The following is a 19,965-nucleotide window of genomic DNA, read 5'->3' on the forward strand; positions in this document are numbered from 1 at the left end:
ATGTTGCTGCGTCTCGTCTATCGCGCGCTCTGGTGGATCGTCGCGCCGCTGGCCGTGGTGCGGCTATGGTGGCGCGGCCGCTTCGAGCCCGGATACCGTCGTCACATCGGCGAACGCTTCGGGTTTTACGACGCGCCGCCCTACACCGGTCGCCCGCTGATCTGGGTACACGCCGTCTCCGTTGGCGAGACGCGCGCCGCGCAGCCGCTCATCGATGCGCTGCTCGAGCGCTATCCGTCGCACGGCATCGTGCTCACGCATATGACGCCCACCGGACGCGCGACCGGGGAGACGCTGTTCGGCGATCGCGTGCTGCGCTGCTATCTGCCGTACGACATGGTCGGGCCGATCCAGCGTTTCCTGAAGCAATGGCGGCCGAGTGTCGGCGTGGTCATGGAGACGGAAGTCTGGCCGAATCTGATCTTCACGTGCCGCGAGCGCGGCGTGCCGCTGGTGCTGACCAACGCGCGGATGTCGGCGCGCTCGTTCCGGCGTGCAGCACGCTTCGGCGATGCGGCCAAGCCTGTCTTCGGCGGATTCAGCCGCGTGTTTGCGCAGAGCGATGCCGATGCCGAACGTTTGCGCATGCTGGGCGCGAACGACGTCGACGTGATGGGCAACCTCAAGTTCGACATGACGCCACCGCCCGCGCAGCTTGCGCTGGGGGCGCGCTGGCGCGAGCGTTTCGGCGAGCGCAAGGTCTGGCTGGCCGCGAGTACGCGTGACGGCGAGGAGTCGCTGGTGCTTCAGGCGCGCGCCATGTTGGCGGCGTCCTCGGAGGTGGGGCGGCGTTCGTTGCTGGTGCTCGTGCCGCGACATCCACAGCGCTTCGACGAGGTGGCCGAGATGCTGGATCGAGTGCGAATTCACTACTTTCGTCGCAGCACATGGGCTGACGACGACACGCCGCTGCCCGCGGATGTCGATGTGGTTCTCGGCGATTCGATGGGGGAGATGGCCGCGTATTTCTCGGCGGCGGACGTCGCGTTCATTGGCGGCAGCCTGCTGCCGCTGGGCGGTCAAAACCTGATCGAAGCCTGTGCGGCGGGCACGCCGGTCGTCTTCGGTCCGCACATGTTCAATTTCACGCAGGCCAGCGAGAACGCATTGACGGCGGGCGCCGCGCGACGGGTGAGCGACGCCGGTGACCTTGCGACGGCACTGGCCGAGTTGCTGGTCGACGACGACCGGCGGCTCGCGATGCGCACGGCCGCCATGTTGTTCGCGAAACAGCATCAGGGCGCGACCGCGCGTACCGTCGACGCGCTGGGGCGTTGGCTCGACGCGGGCCTTGCCGTCCCGCAGGACTGACGTCGCGCAGGTTCAGTAGGTCGGCATCGACGGGTCGACCTGGCGAGCCCAGGCATCGATTCCGCCGTCCAGATTGAACAGTTGGGTAAAGCCTTGTTGTTCCAGGAACATCGCGGCGCGAGCGCTGCGCATGCCGTGATGGCAGATGCACACGATCGGCGCTTCGGCGTCGAGTTCCGTCAGGCGGGCGGGCACGTCGCCAAGCGGTACGTTCCGGCTCTCGGCGATGCGGCAGGTCTGCACCTCCCAATCTTCACGCACGTCGAGCAGCGTGGGTTGGCCGCGCTCCCCGTCAGCGAGCCACTGGGCCAATTGCGCCGGTGTAATGTTTTGCATGATGGTCGTGTGTCGTTTGGGTCGCGACCCGGCTCAGAACTTGAAGCTCGACGGCTTCGTCGCGACCAGATAGGCCACTTGCGTCTCGAACAGGTTTTCGCGGCGGTATTCGGTCTCGGACACGCGCGTGATGAGCACGGCTTCCATGACCGGGCTACCCCCGATGAACGCTGCCAGACGGCCGCCCACCTTGAGTTGATCGAGGAACGCCTGCGGCAGCTCGACCAGCGCGCCCGAAATGGCGATCACGTCGTAGGGCGCGGCGGCGCTCCAGCCTTGCGCGCCGTCGGCGTTGACGACTTCCACGTTGGTCACGCCATTGGCGCGCAGCGTCTGCTGGGCCGTCTGGGCGAGATTGGCGTCGAACTCGAGGCTCGTCACGTGGTGCGCATTGTAGGCCAGCAGCGCGGCCATATAGCCCGACCCCGTGCCGATTTCGAGCACGTTCTCATGCTTCTTCGGCGCGAGCGCTTGCAGAATGCGCGCTTCCACACGCGGAAACATCATGTGCTGGCTCTTGTCGGCAATCGCTGCGCCCGGCAGCGGCAGTTCGACGTCGGTGAACGCGAGTGCGCGCTGGGCCGTCGGCACGAATTCCTCGCGCTTGACGAGCTTGAGCAGATTGAGCACTTCTTGGTCGAGCACATCCCAAGGACGGATCTGCTGCTCGATCATGTTAAAGCGGGCCTGTTCGTAATTCATTTCGATTACCGTGGGTAGTAGGCAAACACAACCCGGCATTTTACCAGTTCCGGGCGGTAGTCATGTGACTGCGTGAACTTTTGTCGCCGCGGCGTCGTCAGCCGCCCTGGCCACGCGATGCAGATAGGCGCCGCACATCGTCGCCATCTGATCGGCGATCTGGCTGGCGAGCGTTGCATAACAGGTACCTGCGGGCGCGCGATTCTCAAGAATCGCCTTGATGGGCCCGGTCATCGAGTTCAGGAACATGAACGCGACGGTCTCGGGATCGTCGAAATGCGCGTTTCGCGCTGTTTTCAGCATAGCGACGACGGCCACGTGCATGCGCGTGGACGCCCCCGCAAACACTTCCCGCCCATCGAGATCTTCCGAGAGCCGGTACAGCGCCTGGGCTTCTTCGATGTCCGTCATCTTCGCGCCGACATACGCCTTGGCGAGCGTCTGCGCCATCGTTTCCAGCGGCTGGGCGTGCGAGGCCAGACAGGTCGCCTCCACCGTCTCGACGATCCGGTCGATGTGCCGCCCGAGCACCGCATAGAGCAGCACCTGTTTATTCTGGAAATACTGGTACAGCGTGCCCACCGACACGCCCGCCCGTTCGGCCACACGCGTCGTGGTCAATTGACGCCCGCCATCGAGCAGCAAAACCTGAAGCGCCGCTTCGAAAATGGCGTCGATGGTGACCCGCGAACGCGCCTGCTGCGGCGTCTTACGGGGCGTTGCGGGGCCTCGGCTGTCAGGTTTCATATGCGAATGGAAAAACTGAAGGATTCTTCATAAACTCGATGCTAACAAATTTGCGTGCGGCCGGGCGCAACACAACAGGTCAATCGACGGGAGCAGGGATGAAACGGGACGCCATCGAGAATACGGTGCGCGCGGATGCCGAACGCCATCTGGGACGTGTGGCGCTGGTCACGGGCGCGACCCGGGGTATTGGACAGGAAGTCGCGCGCGGGCTGGCCGAGGTGGGCATGACGGTGCTGGTGGGCGCGCGCGAGCCCGCGAAGGGCGACGAGGTGGTCGAGCCGTTGCGCAAGGCGGGTTTTCAGGCAGAGACGCTCGTGATCGACCTGCTGCAGCCCGAGACGTTGCATGCGGCGGCCTATCGGATTGGCCGCTACTACGGTCGACTTGACCTGCTGGTAAACAACGCGGGCGTGACCGATCCGCGCGACGACGCGCCTGAGAAAGCCTCCATCGAAGCCGTCGAGCGGGTGTTCGCGACCAATTTCTTCGGCACCTTGCGCGTTACGCAAGCCATGCTGCCGTGGCTCGCGCGCTCCGCGCGGGCGCATATCGTCAATGTGTCGAGCGGCCTGGGCTCGCTGGCGCACAACAACGATCCGGCGTGGGAGCATGCGGCGTTCCGGCAGATCGGGTTCAACGCATCGAAGGCGGCCTTGAACATGCTGACAGTGCAGCTCGCGCAAACCTTGCGTGAGACGTCGATTACGGTGAATTCGGTCGATCCGGGCGCGCCCGCCGATCTGACGGTCGACGCGGCCGGCAAGCGTGCGCGGCAGGGGGTGGCCCAAGGCGCGCGCAGTGTGCTGATGCTGGCGCTCGGCGAGCGCGGGCCGGTGACGGGCGGCTTCTTCGACGGCGCGGGCCGCTTGCCGTGGTGAGCGTCATGCAGTGTCGTCCTCACTGCGCGGCCTGCTGCATCGCGCCTTCCATCTCGACGCCGATTCCCGGCATGCCGAACGGCAAGCCGGCGAACACCCGTTGCGTGCAACTGGACGACGAAGACCGTTGCCGGATTTTCGGCAGCCCGCTGCGTCCGGCGGTCTGTGGATCGTTGCAGCCCTCGGCCGAGATGTGCGGGAACGATCGTGCGCAGGCCATCGCCTGGCTAACGCAGCTCGAGACGATGACCGCGCCGGCGACGCCGTAATGGCGCGCCGCATGCGAATGCTATAGTCGCGCGTGTCGGGCGCCGGGCGCCCAGTTGCGGACTTTGTCATGTCGGGTAGTGCTCATCCAGATCAGCGAATTCGTCAGCAGTGCGATGGGCTTGCGTCGCAGGACGCCTTGCGCCTCCCGAGTCGCCTCACGCGCCGTCGTTGGCTGGCGCTGGCTGGCGCGACGGCGCTCGCCGCAGGGCTGAGCGCCTGCGCGGGGTTGCCTTTCGGCAACGACTACACCTTCACCGAAAGCCAGTTGCAGCGCGCGCTCGAACGCAAGTTTCCGTTCGACCGTCGCGTGCTGGCGGTGCTCGACGTGAACCTCTCGCATCCGCGTCTGACCTTGTTGCCGGCGCGCAATCGTCTGGCGGTGTCCGTCGACGCGACGGTGACGCACCCGTTCGGTGGTGCGCCGCTCACCGGCACGCTCGCCATCGAGAGCGCGCTCGCGTACGACCCGGCGACGATGTCGGTCGTGCTGCGCGATCCGGAGGTGGAGACGTTCACGGTCGACGGTCTGCCCGAGCGCTGGTCGCGTCAATTGAACGCCGCCGGGGCATTGATCGCGACGCAATGGCTGCAGGGCGCGCCGCTTTACACGTTCAAGCCCGAGCAACTCAACATCGGCGGCGTGGCGCGACAGCCGGGCGCGATCACCGTGCGCTCACATGGCGTGAACGTCAAACTCGATGCGCGTTGACGCGGTCCGTCCGACGCGGCCTGGCGCATCGCTCTCGCTTCCCGTATTCCCCTATTCGCTGTTCGCACCTTCTCAGGAACTCATTGCATGGACTTGTTGCTGGCGTTCAAAGCCCTCATTCTCGGTGTCGTGGAAGGTCTGACCGAATTTTTGCCGATCTCCTCGACCGGGCACCTGATTCTGGCGGGCAGCCTGCTCGACTTCAACGACGAGAAGGGCAAGGTCTTCGAAATCGTGATTCAGTTCGGCGCCATTCTCGCGGTGTGCTGGGAGTATCGCGAGAAGATCGCACAGGTCGTGGCCGGCCTCGGCAGCGATGCCAAGGCGCGCCGCTTCGCGGTGAACGTGATCGTCGCGTGCCTGCCCGCCATCGGGCTCGGCCTGTGGCTCGGCAAGCACATCAAGGCCGCGCTGTTCAACCCCACCGTGGTCGCCACGGCGTTTATCGTCGGTGGCGTGGTCATCCTGCTGGTGGAGCGGCATAACCGTCGCAACGCCGAAGCGGGCAAGCGCCCGCGCGTGAATTCGATGGACGACCTGTCAGTCGTCGACGCCCTGAAAGTCGGCCTCGCGCAATGTCTCGCGCTCGTGCCGGGCACGTCGCGCTCTGGGGCGACGATCATCGGCGGCATGATGTTTGGGCTTGAGCGCAAGGTGGCGACCGAGTTCTCGTTCTTCCTCGCCATCCCGATCCTGTTCGGCGCGACCGTCTACGAACTCTACAAGGCGCGCGCGACGCTCTCGGTCGACGACTTCAGCCTGTTCGGCATTGGCTTCATTGCCGCCTTCATCAGCGCCTTCATTTGTGTGCGCTGGCTGCTGCGCTACATCGCGTCGCACGACTTCACGGCGTTCGCGTGGTATCGCATCGTGTTCGGTCTCGTGGTGCTGGCGACGGGCTACAGCGGTTGGGTAGTCTGGGCCGACTAAAAAAATGGGGCACCGCGTGGTGCCCCTTGTCGTCTCTGGCGACGCGTCTCAGCCGCGTTTGCGGAACACGAGATCCCACACGCCGTGACCGAGGCGCAGGCCGCGATTCTCGAACTTCGTCACTGGACGATAGTCGGGACGCGGTGCATAGTCGGCCGCCGTGTTTTCAAGCGTGGGTTCGCCGCCGAGCACTTCGAGCATCTGCTCGGCATATTCCTGCCAGTCCGTTGCGCAGTGCAGGTAGCCGCCTGGCTTCAGGCGCGACGCGAGCAGCGCCACGAACGGCGGCTGCAGCAGGCGGCGCTTGTGGTGGCGCTTCTTGTGCCACGGATCGGGGAAAAAGACGTGCACGCCGTCCAGCGAGCCTTCGGGCAGCATGTGCTGAACGACTTCCACGGCATCGTGTGCAATGATGCGTACGTTCGACAAGGGCGTTTCGCCGATGCGCTTGAGCAATGCGCCCACGCCCGGCTCGTGCACCTCAACGCCAAGGAAATCGTCTTCCGGACGCAGCTTGGCAATGTACGCCGTGCCGTCTCCCATGCCGAAGCCGATCTCGAGAATGCGAGGCGCATCGGCGCGCGCGAAGGCGGCGGGCCAGTCGAGCGGCTCAGGCGCGTAGGGCAGCAGGAACTGCGGGCCGAGGACGTCGAACGCGCGCTTTTGCGCCTCCGAGCTGCGCCCTGCGCGACGCACGAAGCTGCGAATGCGGCGCGGCTGCGCCACGTCGTTCGGATCGACGTGCGTGTCGTCGTCGCCCGTGGCGTTGGATTGCGACGCGCCCAAGTCGGCGTCGTCGTCGTGGGCCGGTGGCGCGTCGTCAGCCGGCGGTTGTCCGTGGTTCGTCATGGAAACAAAAAGCCGTCTGGGCGACGGCTTGTCGAGGAATGCTGCGGCGGGCGGCACATCCGGCATTGCGGCCTGAGTCGGCACCCAACACGATGATTTTTCGAAAGTTTTTCCCGTGCCATGGCGGCGGGAACGGGCCCGATTATCTCCCGGAACGTCCTTCACTGGCAAGTTGACGTCGTGCACAAGCCAGGCAAGCGACCCGCAATGAGCGTAGACGCATGGCACGAGGGCCCGGAATCTGTGCCTGCGAGGGCAACCGACGCCGGCTATGTCCGCGCAGGCGTTAGCGCGTCTTCGTGCGCGACGGCTTGGCCGCCACGCGAGCCGCCGGCTTGTTGCCAAGCACGCCGGTGGTCTCCATGTCTTCGAGCCAGGAGAGCGCGTCGGCGTGGCGCAGGAAGTGCCGCAGATAGTCGGGCGAGATGTCGTGCATCAGCGACAGTGCGCGGTGCACCAGATGACTGGAGTTGAGCGGTCCGGCGTTCTCCGGTACCTGGGCAAGCGACTGACGCAGATTGCCGTCGGTGCTCACTTTTGACCACGTCTCGCGGAAATACTCGAGGACGTCGAGGTCGTCGAAGGCATCGTCGGTGGCGATGACCGTCGGTGTAAGCGCCACGGGGGCGGGCGGCGCGACGGGGCGTTTCGGCAGTGCCGTGGTTCCGCTGACCGGCTGAACGGTATCGGTGGTGCTGGTGCTGGAGCCATCGCGCAGCGTCCGGCCTGGCGGCGTTGCGGCTTTAACGGCGTGAGACGTCGTCGGCGGCGCGGACCGTTCACGGGGAGGGGCCACGCGTTGCGCAATGCTCGCCGTCAATTCCGCAAGCGGTGAGGCTAGACGTTGTGTCGTCGGTGCTGCAGCATCGGCGGATGCGGGCGATGCGGGCGATGCGGGCGATGCGGGTGATGCGGGTGATGCGGGTGATGCGTCAGATGCGTCAGATGCGGCAGATTCGGCGCCGGCCGCGCCAAGCGACTGCGTAAACGTGTCGACGAGTGCCCTCAAACGTTCGTCGAGCACGCGTCGCACGTCGCCACGAAAGGCACGGCTGCGCAGCGCCAACGCTTCGATGCGATGAAAGCGCACCGGGTCGCGTTTGTCGGCCCCGTGCGCCCGCCATGCGGCGAGTTGCTCGGACAACGTGTCCGTTGCCTCGTGCGCCTGCGCGGCGCCAGCCTCGGCGGGCATCGCGTCACGCATGGGGCTTGCCCGCGTTGCTGGCGCTGCTGCGTGGCATCGGCGCGATTTCCACGCGGCGGTTCTTCGCGCGACCGGCCTCGTCGCGGTTCGACGTAACGGGCTGTTCCGAACCAAACGCCGCGGAGAAGACCGACGACGGCGGCACGCCCGCGGCGATCAATTCGCGCGTCACGGTGAGCGCACGCTGGGCCGACAACTCCCAGTTATCGGCAAATCGCCGGTTCGTTTCGCGCACCTGTTGATCGTCGGTGAAGCCGCTGACCATGAGAATCTCATCGCTCGCCCGGAGATAGGCGGCCAGCGGGGTGGCCAGGCTACGCAGCACTTCACGCCCCTGCGGTTGCAACTGGTCCGAGTTCAGCGCGAAAAGCACATTGCCGCTGATGCCGATACGACCGTTCACCAGTGTGACGCGCCCGCCTGCGAGGGGGCCGGCCAGCGCTTTCTCGAGCGTTTCGCGGCGTTGCGTTTCGGCCCGGCGCTCCTTCACTTCACGATCGAGCTTGGCGGAGAGTTCGATCTGCACGCCGATCACACCGAGCATGATGAGCACGAACGCGCCGAGCATCACCGACATCAGGTCGCCGAAGACGGCCCATGTCGGCGCTGCCGCACCGACCTCGGCGCTGTCCCCGATGTCCGCGTCGAAATCGTCTCTCATGCTGCCGCGCTACCCGGTTGTGAGCGCGTTTGCGCCAGTTCCTGAAGGTTTTCGAGGATCTGCTTTTGCGACATCACGCTCAGCTCCACGACTTCGCGTGCCTGCGCAACGTAGTAGCCGAGTTGTTCGTCGCTGCGCGCCATCGACTTGTCGAGCGCGGCTTCGATGCGTTGCAGGTGGTCGAGCAGTTGCGCGTTCGATTCGCCGAACGATTGCACGGCGGCGCCGAAAGCGTCGCCCAGGCTCGCGATTTCCACCGCGCTGCCGGTGACCTGCGCCGACGCGGCGGTGAGCTTCTCCGTTTGCGCGGCGATGGCGTCGCCCAGATGCGTGCCGGCACGTTCGAGCAGTTGTGCGGACGTCGTCACCAGGTCGTCGACCGCGGCGCGTTGCTCGTTGCCCGCGTGCTTGACGGTGTCGAGCAGCGTGCCCAGCGTGTCGAGCAGACGCGAGCGCTCTTCGAGCATGGCATTGTCGCGCACCATGCTGTCCGAGAGTTTCTGGCGCAGCTCGCCAATGATCTCGGCGGCGGCCTTCGGCGCCTCGGACGCGGTCTGCACCAGACGCGAAATTTCGGCGAGCGTGTCGCTGGCGTGGGCGCGCGTCTGTTCGGACATCTCCAGCGCGGTGCGCGCGAGCGTGTCGCAGATGGCCTGTTGCTGGCTGGCGCTGTGCTCACCGACCTGCTGCCATTCCGAGCGCAGCGTGGCGAGCGTGCCTTCGAGCGTTTGCGTCCACGCCGACAGGCGTTGCGTTTCGCGCTCGGCCGTGGCGTCGTGATGGGCCGCGTTGGCTTCCTGAAGCGCTTGCAGCAATGACGCGCTGTGGTCCGTGAAGACGCTGGTCGTCGCGGCCACGAGTTGCTGATTGCCGTCGGCCAGCCGTTCGCTCGTGCGCGCGTGCTCCGCGATCGCGTCGCGCCACGTTTGCGCGACGTGGGCCGATGTCGAATCCATCTGCGCCGAGACGCTTTGCAGCAATTGCGACGCGCGTGCCTCGAAGGTGTCCGCAAAGCGGGCAAGCGCGCTCGCCAGATCGCGGGCGAGTGCGTCGTTGGCGGACTGTTGCGCGGTGAGGGCTTGCTTCCACTCGCCGGACACGACGCTGGCCGTCTCCGACACGCTGTGCATCGCGCCTTCCGTGCGCAGGCTCACGCCATCGATCAGGTGCGCCGAGCGTTGCTCGAAGGTGTCGGTGAAGCGCGCGAGTGCGGCGCCGAGTTCGGTATTCAGGGCGGCGTTGGCTTGCTGTTGCAGCGCGATCGATTGATCCCACGCCTGGGCGACGCGTTCGTGCGCGCCGCTGACGTTTCCGCTGGCGGCGTCGAGCTTGGCGGCCACGTCGCTGAGCAAGGCCGTGGAGCGAGCTTCGAACGTTTGGGCGAAGCTTTCCAGCGCGGTGCCGAGGTCTTGCGTCAGGGCGTTGTGCGAACGCTGCTGCTGGGCGAGGGCTTGCTCCCATGCCTGGGCGACGGTCGTCTGCGCCGTGGCGATGCTGCCGGTCGCATTGTCGAGACGCGAGGCGACATTGGCCAGCAGGTCGGTGGAGCGGGTCTCGAAGGTCTGGGCGAATTGCGCAAGCGTGGCGCCGAGATCCCTGGCGAGCGCATCGTTGGTGCGCTGCTGCGCGGCGAGCGACGTCTCCCAGGTTTGCGCAACACCCGCATGCGCGGCGCTGACGTGTCCGGTCACGGTTTCGAGCCGGGCGGCGACGTCGTCGACCAGTCGGGATGAGCGCGTCTCGAAGGTTTGCGTGAATTCGCCCAGCGCGGCGCGCAGATCGGTGGCAAGCGATTCATTGGTGCGCAACTGAGCGTCGAGCGAATCCGTCCAGACATTTGCCACGCGGGCGGTGGTGGCCTCGAAGCGATCCGACAGGCCGTCCATTCGATCCTGCATGGCGGTGGACACGGTCTGGTGCCACGAGGCCGACTCGCGCGCGAGGCTGGCCATCGTTGCCTCGACCTCGGGGCGGATGGCGGCACTGGCCGCGTTGGCCGTCGTTGCCACGCTGTCCTTCAGATACTGCTGCATTGCGTTGGTGAGTTGCGCGTACGAGGCGTCGGTCTTGGCGTGCAGGGCGTCTTGATTCGCGACGAGCCGTTCGCCAAGCGACTGACTCTGGCGCTCCATGGCGGCCATCATGTCTTGCAGACGGTCGACGAGGGCGGGCATGACCGTCGCCTGCTGTTGAAGCAATTGCAGCGTGGTGTCGCGCTGATGTTGTCGCGAGAAGCCGCGCAGCGTTGTGACGATGCGCGCGTCGAGCGATTGCACGACCTGGGCGCGTTGCTTGCGGGCGAGCGCGGCGAGCAGGCCGAGCATCGCGGACGTGGCGACCCCGGCCACCGACGTGCCGAACGCAAAGCCGAGGCCTCGGACGGGCGAAGCGAGCGAGGCGCGGATGGCTTCGAGATCAGTGGCGCCTTCGAGCGCGAGACCGGTGCCGCGCAAGGTGGCGGCCATGCCGAGGAAGGTGCCGAGCATACCGAGCAGCACGAGCAAGCCGACCAGATAGGGCGTGAGGGCGGGGCCGGGCAGGCCGACGCGTTCCCCTTCGACGCGCAGACGCACGGCGGTGCGCAGGCCGGCCGGCAGCGTGTCGAGCCACGACGGCAGCGACGCGGGGGGTGAATTCAGGCCGGAGACGGCGTTGGCGAGAGCATCCGTCGCTTGATGGAAGCGTTTGAGTTCGAGGGCGCCGAAGAGATAGACGGCGGCGATGAGCAGGGCGACGGCCAGCGCGAGCGGGTTGGTGCCTGCATAGCCGATGGCGATCCAGCCGACGACGGCCAGGCCTGCGACAAAGGCGACGAGATCAACGAGGTAACGGGTCATGTTGTCCGGGTTCACTAACGTTTTCGCCGGGGGGCGCCGAGGCGAGGGCGGCGATCAGCCCTTCGATCGGTTCGAGGCGTATATCCAGTTCTGCGAGCAGGATGCTCTGCATGTCCCGGTGAAAGGTGTCGAGCCATGTGCCGGCGGGCGCGAGTGGCGGCGCGCCGGGCACGCGCGGGGCGGCCATGGCGGCTTGTTCCGTATCGCGCAGTCGCACGAAGTGCCCTTCGAGCAGATTCGGTACACCGGCGAGAAGTGTGCGCTCACGGGCGGCCATCACACGTTCCATGACGGCGTCGACGCTGGCGAGTCGGGCGGCGTGCGGCGCACGCCGTGCCAACTGGCCGCGCAGGCGGGTGCGCAGGGCGCTGATCGCCGTATCCATCGTCTGTTGCGAGGTCGCGTAGCGCTGACGATAGGCGGGAAATTCCGCGAAGGACGCGGCTCGCTGACGCTCGGCGGCGCTGAGGGTGCGGATCTGCCCGCCGGGCGCGGCGGCCAGGCCGCAATCGCGGGCGATGGCGGCGGCGAGGTCTGCACGCACGCGTGCGAGTTCGCTGGCCGGATCGTGCGCAGCCGCGTGCGCAGCCGCGTGCGCGCCGGGCGTTGCGGCCGGCGGGGCGGATTTGAGGGCCGACGACAGGGCGATGGCGTCGGTCCAGCCCAGCCACTGGCTCATGCGGTCCGAGAGCGACGGCGCGGCCTCAGGTGGCGCGAACGTGCTCAGACGGGCCAGCGAGCGTATGAGTGTCGGGGCGCTGATAACGGGACGCCGGGGCACTTGCACCATTTCACTGGGGGGTCGAAAACCCAGCAGTTTACACTGCGCGCGCCCTTCGCTTGCCCTTTGCCCGTCCGTTGCCTCAGAAGCCCCAGTAGCACACCACGTTCTGGCCTGCGCTGGCGTCGCTCACGGACGGGCTGAAGCCATGCGTCCGGCTGCGGGCGAAGACGATTTTCGCCTCGCGCGCGTTGCCACATCCACCGACGTAGTCGAGCGTGCCGATCCAGAGCTTGCGACCTCGCACGCCGGGGTGCTCCCGTGACCACGTCAGCAATTCGCGCTCGACGGCGGCGTCGTACGTTGGCGCGTAGACCTCCTCGTGCGCAATGCCGTCGAGCAGCGACGTGAAGGCGACGCCGCCGGTGATGCCCTGACGCGTTGCGGGGCCGGTGGCGTTCTGCATGACGAGGATCTTGTCGGGGAAGGCGTTGCGAAGTTCGCGCACCAGATCCAGCGCGCCTTGCTGGCAAGCGGCGTCGCAGGGGCCGTTGCGGGTTCGCACGCCATGCTCGATCAGTTCGAGATTGTCGAGGTAGAAGCCGTCGACGCCCTGCGCAATCAACCGCGGCGCGACGTACGACACGATGAGCTTGCGGTACGCCGGGTCGGACGGGTTCATCCAGGTTTCATCACGGTAGCCGTCATAGCGGCCCAGATGCGCGTGGCGGTTGCGGCCGCAGGAGAGGAAGCCGGCGGGGGCGTGCTGCCAGTACGAACGAAAGCGCTCGCATGCGCCGAGATTGAGATAACTGATGACGCGGTTCGTGCCGTCGGCCTTGAGCGTGGCGATTTGTGCAGGCGTGACGTTGCCTTGATCAGGGTCGGCGTCGATATCGATGAGCCGGAAGGTGCTCGCCGCGCGGGCGAGGTCGAGGTGGGCGACGTTGCCGTAGTAGCTGACCCATGGGGCACCGATGCCGATATCGCGACCGGTCGGAAGGGGGGCTGCGACGGGGGCTCGCGTGTGGGGTTGCGCGGACGACACGAGGGCCGTGAGCGCGAGGAGAAAGCACAGAACGCAGCGCAGCCATGGCATCGGGGCTCGCGCGCGCTGTGGGAATCCGTGTAGATTGACCTGCCTAGCGTGAGTCGTCATGGATGCGATGGACGCAAAAAAGCCGTCTGCAAGACGGCTGATCGATGAGTGCTACGAGCGCTGCTGAAGAATTCGTGGAGCGGGCGATGGGAATCGAACCCACGGCTCTAGCTTGGGAAGCTAGGGTATTACCATTATACGACGCCCGCGAAGATCGCTATTTTACGCGGGGATTGGCGCTCTTGGCAATCAGCGTGTTTCGTAAGTGTGTACGATTCTGGGGTGAGAGTCTTGGGATCGATTCCCATCGCTGGCGCTTTGGACCGACCAGCCTTTCGTAGACATCTTCGAGCCATAATTTATGGCATCCGATGAGGTCAGGATGAATGTAATGACCCAGCGAAACCTGCACATGTTAAGCGGCTAATGCAAATGCCTCAGCCGGGGGGGGGCATCCCAAGCGCCTGATGTGAGCGCCGGCGATTGGAGAAGCGTATTGACGTCCCCTCAAAAAAACGTAGCGGCGAGAATTGCCTTTTTCCGTCCATCGCGTCCGCCATCGGAAAGTCAACACGCGCGTCAACGGATTCGTTCACGGTCTTGCGAGATATCCTCGGGACAGGATGGGGAATGTATCCACACGACAAGTCGCACGGATACACCGGCCCCCAATTCCTGGCCGCCGCTGCTCTGAGATCAAACAGTGGTCCCGAACACGGCCCCCACGCCCGCTGTCACTGCCATCGCAAAGGTGCCCCAGAAAGCCACGCGCAGCGCACTTTTGAAGAGAGGAGTTCCGCCAACGGCAGCAGCGGCAGCGCCGAGCAGGGCCAGGAAGATAATCGCCGTCGCCACGATCCAATAGAGCAGGCTCTGCTCCGGCGCCAGCAAAACCACGGCTAGCGGCATGGCCGCGCCCACGGCGAAGCTCCCAGCAGACGCCATTGCGGCTTGCAGCGGGCGCGCGCTCAACGTTTCCGAGATGCCCAGTTCATCGCGCGCATGCGCGCCCAGCGCATCGTGCGCCATCAACTGCGTGGCGACTTGATCCGCGAGCTGCTGATCCAGGCCGCGCCGCACGTAGATGGCCGTCAGTTCCCGATGCTCTGCCTCCGGGCTGTGCCTCAGTTCCTCACGCTCCCGCATCAAATCCGCCTTTTCTGTGTCGGCCTGCGAATAGACCGATACGAACTCGCCGGCAGCCATGGACATGGCGCCTGCCACCAATCCCGCCACGGCCGTGGTCAGGATGCTGGCGTGGCTTGCATGGGCCGCGGCCACACCGGCGACCAGACTGGCCGTGGAAATGATGCCGTCATTGGCCCCAAGGACGGCGGCGCGCAGCCAGCCGATATGTTCAGTACGGTGTCTTTCAGGGTGGGCACGATGGTGAAACTTTGTCATTGAAGATTCCGATCCATGTGAAGTAGCTGTGGGCAATCCGTTCAGGTGCGACGCCTCGGGAAGCCTGCGAACCCGTGTGCTGTCGCGCATGACGTCGTCGGCAACGCCAGCGCTCCTGCGCCCATAAATACGTAATGTCGCCGCACCAGACTTGATTCGACGCCGCCACATTGAACTCGCAATTTAATACGTTCGAAATGTCGATGCGCTCCAGCGTAGCGCGCATGTAGGCGTGGTTGCCAGGTTGCTTTCATCATGGCCAGCAGATATCTACTGCGCGGCGTGATGCCTCGGCGTTCCTGGTGCAGTTGTTGAACCCAGCGGCGCAGAACCGGCTCCGCGACGCCGACCGACCGGCTGGCATCGACGTGACTATAGCGCTGGTCGAGGACTAGAGACGCAGCGCTGCGCTTGAAATCAGGGGAGAACGTACGACGTTGCTTGCTCATCAGACGCCTCTCCATGGCGAGTATTCTCGCCTAAATTTGTGTCCGGGGAGATTAGACCACTACGCTTGGCCTTGGCCGTCAGAATCGTGCAACGCCAGGCCCGCCGTAGGCGATGCCGAGCGAGTGCCCCGTTCGCGTGCGAGGTGCAAACTGTCGAACTGGCATACTTAAGCAAAGTTGAGCTACGTTCCCCATTCCCATGCTCTGGAATTCAGCCGATCCGCGCCCCGTCCTCCGATTGGGCCTGAGTCGCATCCGTCTTGAGAGAGAAAGTCATGAAAGCAGCCATTGGACAATTCGCCGTTGCCGCAGATGCGTCTATCAACGCGCAGACCTGCCTGCAATGGATGGCCAAGGCACGCGCCGCCGGTGCCGACCTGCTGGTACTCCCCGAGGGCGTGCTGGCGCGCGACATCGCCGACCCTGACCTGGTGCGCCGCGCCGCGCAGCCATTGGACGGCGAGTTCGTGACCGCCTTGCGCGAAGCAAGTCGAGGCAACCACCTCACGACGATGATGACGGTGCACGTGCCCGCGACCGCTGACGGCAAGGTGTGGAATGTCCTGATCGCACTGCGCGACGGCGAAATCATCGCCGAGTACAAGAAGATCCACCTTTACGATGCGTTTTCAGTGAAGGAGTCGACAAACGTGGTCCCCGGTAACGAGGTACCGCCGCTGGTCGACGTCTGCGGCCTCAAGGTTGGCCTGATGACGTGCTACGACGTGCGCTTCCCCGAGCTGGCGCGACGCCTCACGCTCGATGGCGCCGACGTGTTGGTGTTGCCGGCCGCGTGGGTGAGGGGGCCGCTCAAGGAGGCGCATTGGGAAACCCTGTGCACCGCGCGTGCGCTGGAGAACACGTGTTATCTGGTGGCGTCGGGGGAATGCGGGCCCCGCAATATCGGCGCAAGCATGGTCGTTGACCCGTTGGGCGTGATTGTCGCGCGCGCGGCGGAAGCGCCCGCATTCCTGCTTGTCGACCTCGATCCGGCCCGCATCGCCGAAGCGCGTCGCGTGCTGCCTTGCAACGAGAATCGTCGCTTCGCGGCGCCGCAACTTTAGGGCGTGTCGGCCCGGCTCAGCGCATGGCAGAACGGCTGACGTGCCGGGCAAGCCGAGTGACGATGTCGGCCATGTCGGACGAAGCCACCATTACATCAACCGATTGCGCGCTTCGAGCAGCAACTGCGCCGCCAACTTGCCCAGCACCGTACTTGGCGCGTGTGTATCGGGCACGCTCGGCACGCACGCCATCCATTCGGTCAACGCTTCGGCCGGCATCGGGCGCGCAATCGCATACCCTTGGGCGATATCGGCGCCGAGAATCACGACCGCCTCGAGCATGCCCTCGTCTTCGATGCCTTCCACCACGACGGCCTTGTTCAACGAGTGTCCCAACTGGATCAACTGATAGGTGAAGCGCAGGGTCTCCAGGGGATCCCGACCGACAGCGCTCACGATGTCCCGGTCGATCTTGACCAGGTCGAACGGCACTTCGCGCAGGCGCGTCAGACTGCTATAGCCCGAACCCAGATCGTCCTCTGCCAACTGGATTCCCAAGGCTTTGAACTTCGCCAGCTCCTGCGATACGTCCACGCCGAGCGGGAAGGCATCGGTTTCCAGCACTTCCAGCGTCAACTGGTTTGGCGCGGCACCGCTCTTCTTGAGCGCCCGCTCCGTGACTTTGAAATAGCGGATGTCGCCAAGTGCGCTCGATGGCAAGTTCACGGAGACGCTCAGCGGGAAACCCGCCCGCAGCCAGAGGCGGCGCTGCGACAGTGCTTGCTCGAGCCCGCGCTTGTACAGCGTCAGGAAGTCCTCGGACGACAGTGCCGGGAAGAATTCGCCAGGTGTCAGAAGGCGATCGCCATCCTGCAAGCGGGCCAATGCCTCCACCTTGGTCACTTGCCCCGTTTTGAGATCGAGCAGCGGTTGATAGTGGATCTTCAGTGCGTCAGTCCCGAGAAGCTTGGACCAACGCTGCCGAACGGTATAAGGCACGGTGCGGGTATGGCCGGCCAGGCGCTCGGTGCCGGCAATGGCGAAGCCCAGAATCGTCTGCAACAGGGAAACGAAGGCAATCTGATCGGCGCCGGTCAGTGCGCCGGGTAAGGGGCTGTACAGGTTCAGGATGGCAGCGGTGGGTTCGCCCGGCTGGTGCAGGGGAATCGCAATGCAGGAATGAAAACCGACCGGCAAGGCCGCGGCCCGCCACGGCACCATCTTCGGATCGTTCGCAATATTGAGCGAGCGCACCACATGGCCGCTGCGCCAGGCACGCCCCGTGGGCCCCTGACTGCCGGACGAATTGCCCACCGTGATGGGCGCCGTTTTTTCGATCCCAGCGAGATAACGCTCGATGGTGCCGCCAGCCGCCAATTCGAAGCGAAACACCCCCTGACGATCCGGCCGGCCCACCGCACAGCCGGCGATCTCGTCGTGTTCCCCCAGAATCTGGACCACCTGGCTGATCAGGTCGGTATAACTTTCCGTTCTCCACGCCAGCAACGTGACGCGCTGCAATACCGCATGACGGGAGATCTGCAGGCGCTGATAGGCCTCGGCCTGCCAGGCGAGATCCTGGTTCATGCGCCGGCTCAGCAGACATAGCGCCTCGCCATGCGCCGCTGTATCGATGAATTTGACGATGGCTTCGCCAAGGACCCCTCGGGCGCGAACCAGATCTTCCCAGTTGAGTCCGACAATGGCATGCGTACGCCCGGCCCTGATGGCTTGCGCACGATGATCGGCAGCCGTCAGCGAAGGCGCCGAAAGCGCGCATAGTCGCTGCGTCTGGCGCGATTTGGCATATCGCATTTCCGCTGGCGTCAGGTGATTCAGAATACGCTGGGACGCCGGCAGGCATGCAAGTCCATCGTGGAACTGGCTGACGATAGCTGCGGCGTGGCGTTGCACCTCGGCGAAGAGCGCCGCGAGTTGTGGCGTCCCGGCCATGCCGTACATCTCTCGTCCCTCGCTCACGGACGCAGGATCCTGAAGCGGGTGCCAGAACTTTTCGACGTTCGCTGAAACACCGGGAGATTGCATCTCGTCGTCTTGCGTGACCATGAACGTCGGCGGATCTGTGGTTTGCCTTGAAGGAATTAACGACCGGCAGTTGGAAATCCGCAGGCCGCGTCCAGCGACGAGCATACTGCACGGCCGGCCGCCATGCTACCGTGGTTTCACCTGACGATCCCAGTGGGGATCGTCGACAAATGGATAGCACGCGGAGATCGATTGGCGAGCGCGCATCGGGCATGGAGCGCCGATGGCCGCGGAGAGAGGGTGCCGACAAAGGGGGCCGACAGAGCGCGCAGACACCTCGACACGCCGGCACGCTGACGTGCGGCAAGTCCTGGAGGGCGGCCGCAGCTATGGGGCGGCCGCATTGTCGCGGTAAGGCGCTAACGCGTTACCGCGTTTCGATCAGCACCAGGCGGGGACGTAGGCGGACCGGCAGTACGATCTGCCATACGGCGTCAATTCGAGACGCTCGCCCACTCGGCAGACCAGTTCACGCGCCAGCAGCGCGTTAATGATGGCATCCGAAGGGGGGTCGTCATTGCGAATGACGCGATAAATGGCAGCGACTATGGCCTGCTTCGACAGCGTGAGCATTCGTGCTCCTGACATGGATGAGATAACTGCGAGCCGCGTTGACCGACGCACATTTCGCGTCGGGCCTGAGATACCCGCACATGGCTCACGAACAAGATCGGTCGCGTAGCGATGGGCTATTGAGTTGGGTTGGTTTGTCGATGCCTGCAACGCTTTTGGACCGTGCACCCCATCAAACGACGTAGGTCGGTTCTCGCGAAGTGATCGAATTCGCTTCGACCGACCGATTGGATCTCGCAAGGATCGAGGAGATTGACGCGGTGTGGACAAGCGTCAGACTTGAGATTCTCTTTGTCACTTATACGCGTGTTCCGCGCATCGCGCAATGCTTTGTGCCGCCGAACGCCCGCCGACTGTGGCATCCGACGACACGCCCCCTATTAGCCGATATGCGCGGCAAACCCCGTCTGTCCGGTGGCGACGTTGTCCTTGAGCGTGAGCGCCGGAATGTCGTATGCGCCGTGGTTCTGCCGCCGATAGGGAATCGGCGCCGTCGTGGCGAGTGTATCGAGACGCTCGCCCAGCTCGCGCTGAATCTGTGCAAAGCGCTCGGCGTCGATGCGTCCCGTCCGGAAGGCGACGTAGGGCGGCAACACGTCGAACCCCGGGTAGAACAACATGCCGTGCTGAATCGGGAACAGCACATCGTCAATGGGACCGTTGATGCCGCGATCGCTGTAGTGCGAGTCCCAGCCGCCGGTCGTCACCACGAGCATTGCGCGCTTGCCGGCCATCGACCCTTCGCCGTAGCGGTCGCCCCAATGCGTATTCGAGTGCTCGCCAACGCCATACGCGAAGCCGTAGGCATACACGCGATCAAACCATCCCTTCATGATCGCCGGCATCGAGAACCACCACAGCGGGAATTGCAGGATCACCGTGTCTGCCCAGCGCAGCTTCGCCTGCTCGCGGGCGATGTCGGCGCGCTGCGTGCCGCTCGCGAACGCATGCTTCGAGTCGAGCGACGCATGGAACGGCTCGCTCGCATTGCGTTGCGGCGCGTCGTCCTCGTCGATGGTGCTCTTCCACTGCATGGCATACAAATCCGAGACTTGCACGTGGTGCCCGGCCGCTTCGAGTCGCTGCACAGCAAAGTCGCGTAATGCGCCGTTGAGCGAGCGCGGTTGCGGGTGGGCATAAACGATCAATACATTCATTTTTCAAACTCCGTTGCGATTGGGTTCATTCGACTCAGGGAACAAATGCAGGTTAGGCGCACGCAAGGTATATTG

Annotated in this window: 19 protein-coding genes, 1 tRNA gene and 1 pseudogene; 6 read left to right on the forward strand and 15 right to left on the reverse strand. The window is 64.9% G+C overall.

The genetic code is table 11. The features are described from left to right. Positions 1 to 3 precede the first annotated feature (3 nt). Positions 4 to 1,311 (forward strand): lipid IV(A) 3-deoxy-D-manno-octulosonic acid transferase, encoded by a 1,308-nt coding sequence (gene waaA, locus PCE31106_RS13800; RefSeq protein ID WP_174975194.1) that lies wholly within the window; start codon positions 4 to 6, stop codon positions 1,309 to 1,311. A 12-nt stretch (positions 1,312 to 1,323) separates the two neighbouring features. On the opposite strand, the gene PCE31106_RS13805 is transcribed toward waaA, so the two are convergent. The 3 genes from PCE31106_RS13805 to PCE31106_RS13815 are packed head-to-tail and all read right to left on the reverse strand — an operon-like array spanning position 1,324 to position 3,096. Further along, positions 1,324 to 1,647 carry a rhodanese-like domain-containing protein gene (locus PCE31106_RS13805; protein ID WP_017232120.1) on the reverse strand — a complete coding sequence of 108 codons (324 nt, stop codon included), beginning with the start codon at positions 1,645 to 1,647 and terminating at the stop codon, positions 1,324 to 1,326. Positions 1,648 to 1,680: 33 nt separating this feature from the next. After that, complete coding sequence (locus PCE31106_RS13810) at positions 1,681 to 2,349, reverse strand: protein-L-isoaspartate O-methyltransferase family protein (protein WP_150563636.1); 669 nt, start codon at positions 2,347 to 2,349, stop codon at positions 1,681 to 1,683. Positions 2,350 to 2,409: 60 nt separating this feature from the next. After that, on the reverse strand, positions 2,410 to 3,096 hold the full coding sequence (locus PCE31106_RS13815; RefSeq protein ID WP_150563637.1) for a TetR/AcrR family transcriptional regulator: 687 nt from the start codon (positions 3,094 to 3,096) through the stop codon (positions 2,410 to 2,412). A gap of 98 nt (positions 3,097 to 3,194) precedes the next feature. On the opposite strand from PCE31106_RS13815, the gene PCE31106_RS13820 reads away from it, so the two are divergent. The 4 genes from PCE31106_RS13820 to PCE31106_RS13835 all read left to right on the forward strand — a co-directional run bounded on the left by PCE31106_RS13820 (position 3,195) and on the right by PCE31106_RS13835 (position 5,886). Continuing rightward, on the forward strand, positions 3,195 to 3,977 hold the full coding sequence (locus PCE31106_RS13820; protein ID WP_174975186.1) for an SDR family NAD(P)-dependent oxidoreductase: 783 nt from the start codon (positions 3,195 to 3,197) through the stop codon (positions 3,975 to 3,977). Positions 3,978 to 3,982: 5 nt separating this feature from the next. After that, positions 3,983 to 4,246, forward strand: a complete 264-nt coding sequence (locus tag PCE31106_RS13825; RefSeq protein WP_150563639.1) for a YkgJ family cysteine cluster protein — start codon at positions 3,983 to 3,985, stop codon at positions 4,244 to 4,246. Positions 4,247 to 4,314: 68 nt separating this feature from the next. After that, a complete protein-coding gene (locus tag PCE31106_RS13830) occupies positions 4,315 to 4,956 on the forward strand; it encodes a DUF1439 domain-containing protein (RefSeq protein ID WP_150563640.1) in 642 nt (213 codons plus the stop codon). An 87-nt stretch (positions 4,957 to 5,043) separates the two neighbouring features. Then, on the forward strand, positions 5,044 to 5,886 hold the full coding sequence (locus PCE31106_RS13835; protein ID WP_017232116.1) for an undecaprenyl-diphosphate phosphatase: 843 nt from the start codon (positions 5,044 to 5,046) through the stop codon (positions 5,884 to 5,886). Between the two features lie 48 nt (positions 5,887 to 5,934). On the opposite strand, the gene trmB is transcribed toward PCE31106_RS13835, so the two are convergent. The 9 genes and pseudogenes from trmB to PCE31106_RS13880 form a co-directional block, all read right to left on the reverse strand. Then, positions 5,935 to 6,735, reverse strand: coding sequence for a tRNA (guanosine(46)-N7)-methyltransferase TrmB (gene trmB, locus PCE31106_RS13840; RefSeq protein ID WP_254441046.1), 801 nt, complete (start codon positions 6,733 to 6,735; stop codon positions 5,935 to 5,937). Between the two features lie 286 nt (positions 6,736 to 7,021). Further along, positions 7,022 to 7,939 carry a DUF2894 domain-containing protein gene (locus tag PCE31106_RS13845; protein WP_150563642.1) on the reverse strand — a complete coding sequence of 306 codons (918 nt, stop codon included), beginning with the start codon at positions 7,937 to 7,939 and terminating at the stop codon, positions 7,022 to 7,024. Then, positions 7,932 to 8,600, reverse strand: a complete 669-nt coding sequence (locus PCE31106_RS13850; protein ID WP_150563643.1) for an OmpA family protein — start codon at positions 8,598 to 8,600, stop codon at positions 7,932 to 7,934. Before PCE31106_RS13850 ends, PCE31106_RS13845 begins: the two co-directional genes overlap by 8 nt. Then, positions 8,597 to 11,437 (reverse strand): DUF802 domain-containing protein, encoded by a 2,841-nt coding sequence (locus tag PCE31106_RS13855; RefSeq protein ID WP_150563644.1) that lies wholly within the window; start codon positions 11,435 to 11,437, stop codon positions 8,597 to 8,599. The genes PCE31106_RS13850 and PCE31106_RS13855 overlap by 4 nt, the downstream gene beginning before the upstream one ends. Then, on the reverse strand, positions 11,418 to 12,227 hold the full coding sequence (locus tag PCE31106_RS13860; protein ID WP_150563645.1) for a DUF3348 domain-containing protein: 810 nt from the start codon (positions 12,225 to 12,227) through the stop codon (positions 11,418 to 11,420). Before PCE31106_RS13860 ends, PCE31106_RS13855 begins: the two co-directional genes overlap by 20 nt. 73 nt (positions 12,228 to 12,300) lie before the next feature. Next, positions 12,301 to 13,257: a glycoside hydrolase family 191 protein gene (locus tag PCE31106_RS13865; protein ID WP_150563646.1), complete on the reverse strand. Its 957-nt coding sequence runs from the start codon at positions 13,255 to 13,257 to the stop codon at positions 12,301 to 12,303. A gap of 135 nt (positions 13,258 to 13,392) precedes the next feature. Next, positions 13,393 to 13,466 (reverse strand) — tRNA-Gly (locus PCE31106_RS13870). Positions 13,467 to 13,953: 487 nt separating this feature from the next. Continuing rightward, complete coding sequence (locus PCE31106_RS13875) at positions 13,954 to 14,661, reverse strand: VIT1/CCC1 transporter family protein (protein WP_150563647.1); 708 nt, start codon at positions 14,659 to 14,661, stop codon at positions 13,954 to 13,956. Between the two features lie 106 nt (positions 14,662 to 14,767). Beyond that, positions 14,768 to 15,110, reverse strand: a pseudogene (locus PCE31106_RS13880) (transposase); the annotation flags it as partial. Positions 15,111 to 15,385: 275 nt separating this feature from the next. Between PCE31106_RS13880 and PCE31106_RS13885 the strand changes: the two are divergent. After that, complete coding sequence (locus PCE31106_RS13885; RefSeq protein WP_150563649.1) at positions 15,386 to 16,174, forward strand: deaminated glutathione amidase; 789 nt, start codon at positions 15,386 to 15,388, stop codon at positions 16,172 to 16,174. Between the two features lie 90 nt (positions 16,175 to 16,264). Here the strand turns inward: PCE31106_RS13885 and PCE31106_RS13890 are convergent, their stop codons facing one another. The 3 genes from PCE31106_RS13890 to PCE31106_RS13900 all read right to left on the reverse strand — a co-directional run bounded on the left by PCE31106_RS13890 (position 16,265) and on the right by PCE31106_RS13900 (position 19,890). Further along, positions 16,265 to 18,094, reverse strand: coding sequence for an EAL domain-containing protein (locus tag PCE31106_RS13890; protein ID WP_254441048.1), 1,830 nt, complete (start codon positions 18,092 to 18,094; stop codon positions 16,265 to 16,267). A gap of 447 nt (positions 18,095 to 18,541) precedes the next feature. Further along, entirely contained in the window at positions 18,542 to 18,733 is a 192-nt protein-coding gene (locus tag PCE31106_RS13895; RefSeq protein ID WP_017234820.1) for a hypothetical protein, read from the reverse strand. A gap of 380 nt (positions 18,734 to 19,113) precedes the next feature. Then, positions 19,114 to 19,890 (reverse strand): NAD(P)H-dependent oxidoreductase, encoded by a 777-nt coding sequence (locus tag PCE31106_RS13900; RefSeq protein ID WP_150563651.1) that lies wholly within the window; start codon positions 19,888 to 19,890, stop codon positions 19,114 to 19,116. Positions 19,891 to 19,965 lie beyond the last annotated feature (75 nt).

This window comes from Pandoraea cepalis, from assembly GCF_902459665.1.
In the GTDB taxonomy this organism is placed as follows: domain Bacteria; phylum Pseudomonadota; class Gammaproteobacteria; order Burkholderiales; family Burkholderiaceae; genus Pandoraea; species Pandoraea cepalis.

What these genes read in the sequence shown, in the direction of transcription:
- PCE31106_RS13820 (WP_174975186.1), top strand. Translation starts at nt 3,195, where the DNA reads ATGAAACGGGACGCCATCGAGAATACGGTGCGCGCGGATGCCGAACGC.
- PCE31106_RS13810 (WP_150563636.1), bottom strand. Translation starts at nt 2,349, where the DNA reads ATGAATTACGAACAGGCCCGCTTTAACATGATCGAGCAGCAGATCCGT.
- PCE31106_RS13885 (WP_150563649.1), top strand. Translation starts at nt 15,386, where the DNA reads ATGAAAGCAGCCATTGGACAATTCGCCGTTGCCGCAGATGCGTCTATC.
- PCE31106_RS13815 (WP_150563637.1), bottom strand. Translation starts at nt 3,096, where the DNA reads ATGAAACCTGACAGCCGAGGCCCCGCAACGCCCCGTAAGACGCCGCAG.
- PCE31106_RS13835 (WP_017232116.1), top strand. Translation starts at nt 5,044, where the DNA reads ATGGACTTGTTGCTGGCGTTCAAAGCCCTCATTCTCGGTGTCGTGGAA.
- PCE31106_RS13865 (WP_150563646.1), bottom strand. Translation starts at nt 13,257, where the DNA reads ATGCCATGGCTGCGCTGCGTTCTGTGCTTTCTCCTCGCGCTCACGGCC.
- trmB (WP_254441046.1), bottom strand. Translation starts at nt 6,735, where the DNA reads ATGACGAACCACGGACAACCGCCGGCTGACGACGCGCCACCGGCCCAC.
- PCE31106_RS13845 (WP_150563642.1), bottom strand. Translation starts at nt 7,939, where the DNA reads ATGCGTGACGCGATGCCCGCCGAGGCTGGCGCCGCGCAGGCGCACGAG.
- PCE31106_RS13825 (WP_150563639.1), top strand. Translation starts at nt 3,983, where the DNA reads ATGCAGTGTCGTCCTCACTGCGCGGCCTGCTGCATCGCGCCTTCCATC.
- PCE31106_RS13895 (WP_017234820.1), bottom strand. Translation starts at nt 18,733, where the DNA reads ATGCTCACGCTGTCGAAGCAGGCCATAGTCGCTGCCATTTATCGCGTC.
- PCE31106_RS13830 (WP_150563640.1), top strand. Translation starts at nt 4,315, where the DNA reads ATGTCGGGTAGTGCTCATCCAGATCAGCGAATTCGTCAGCAGTGCGAT.
- PCE31106_RS13850 (WP_150563643.1), bottom strand. Translation starts at nt 8,600, where the DNA reads ATGAGAGACGATTTCGACGCGGACATCGGGGACAGCGCCGAGGTCGGT.
- PCE31106_RS13875 (WP_150563647.1), bottom strand. Translation starts at nt 14,661, where the DNA reads ATGACAAAGTTTCACCATCGTGCCCACCCTGAAAGACACCGTACTGAA.
- PCE31106_RS13860 (WP_150563645.1), bottom strand. Translation starts at nt 12,227, where the DNA reads ATGGTGCAAGTGCCCCGGCGTCCCGTTATCAGCGCCCCGACACTCATA.
- PCE31106_RS13900 (WP_150563651.1), bottom strand. Translation starts at nt 19,890, where the DNA reads ATGAATGTATTGATCGTTTATGCCCACCCGCAACCGCGCTCGCTCAAC.
- PCE31106_RS13855 (WP_150563644.1), bottom strand. Translation starts at nt 11,437, where the DNA reads ATGACCCGTTACCTCGTTGATCTCGTCGCCTTTGTCGCAGGCCTGGCC.
- PCE31106_RS13805 (WP_017232120.1), bottom strand. Translation starts at nt 1,647, where the DNA reads ATGCAAAACATTACACCGGCGCAATTGGCCCAGTGGCTCGCTGACGGG.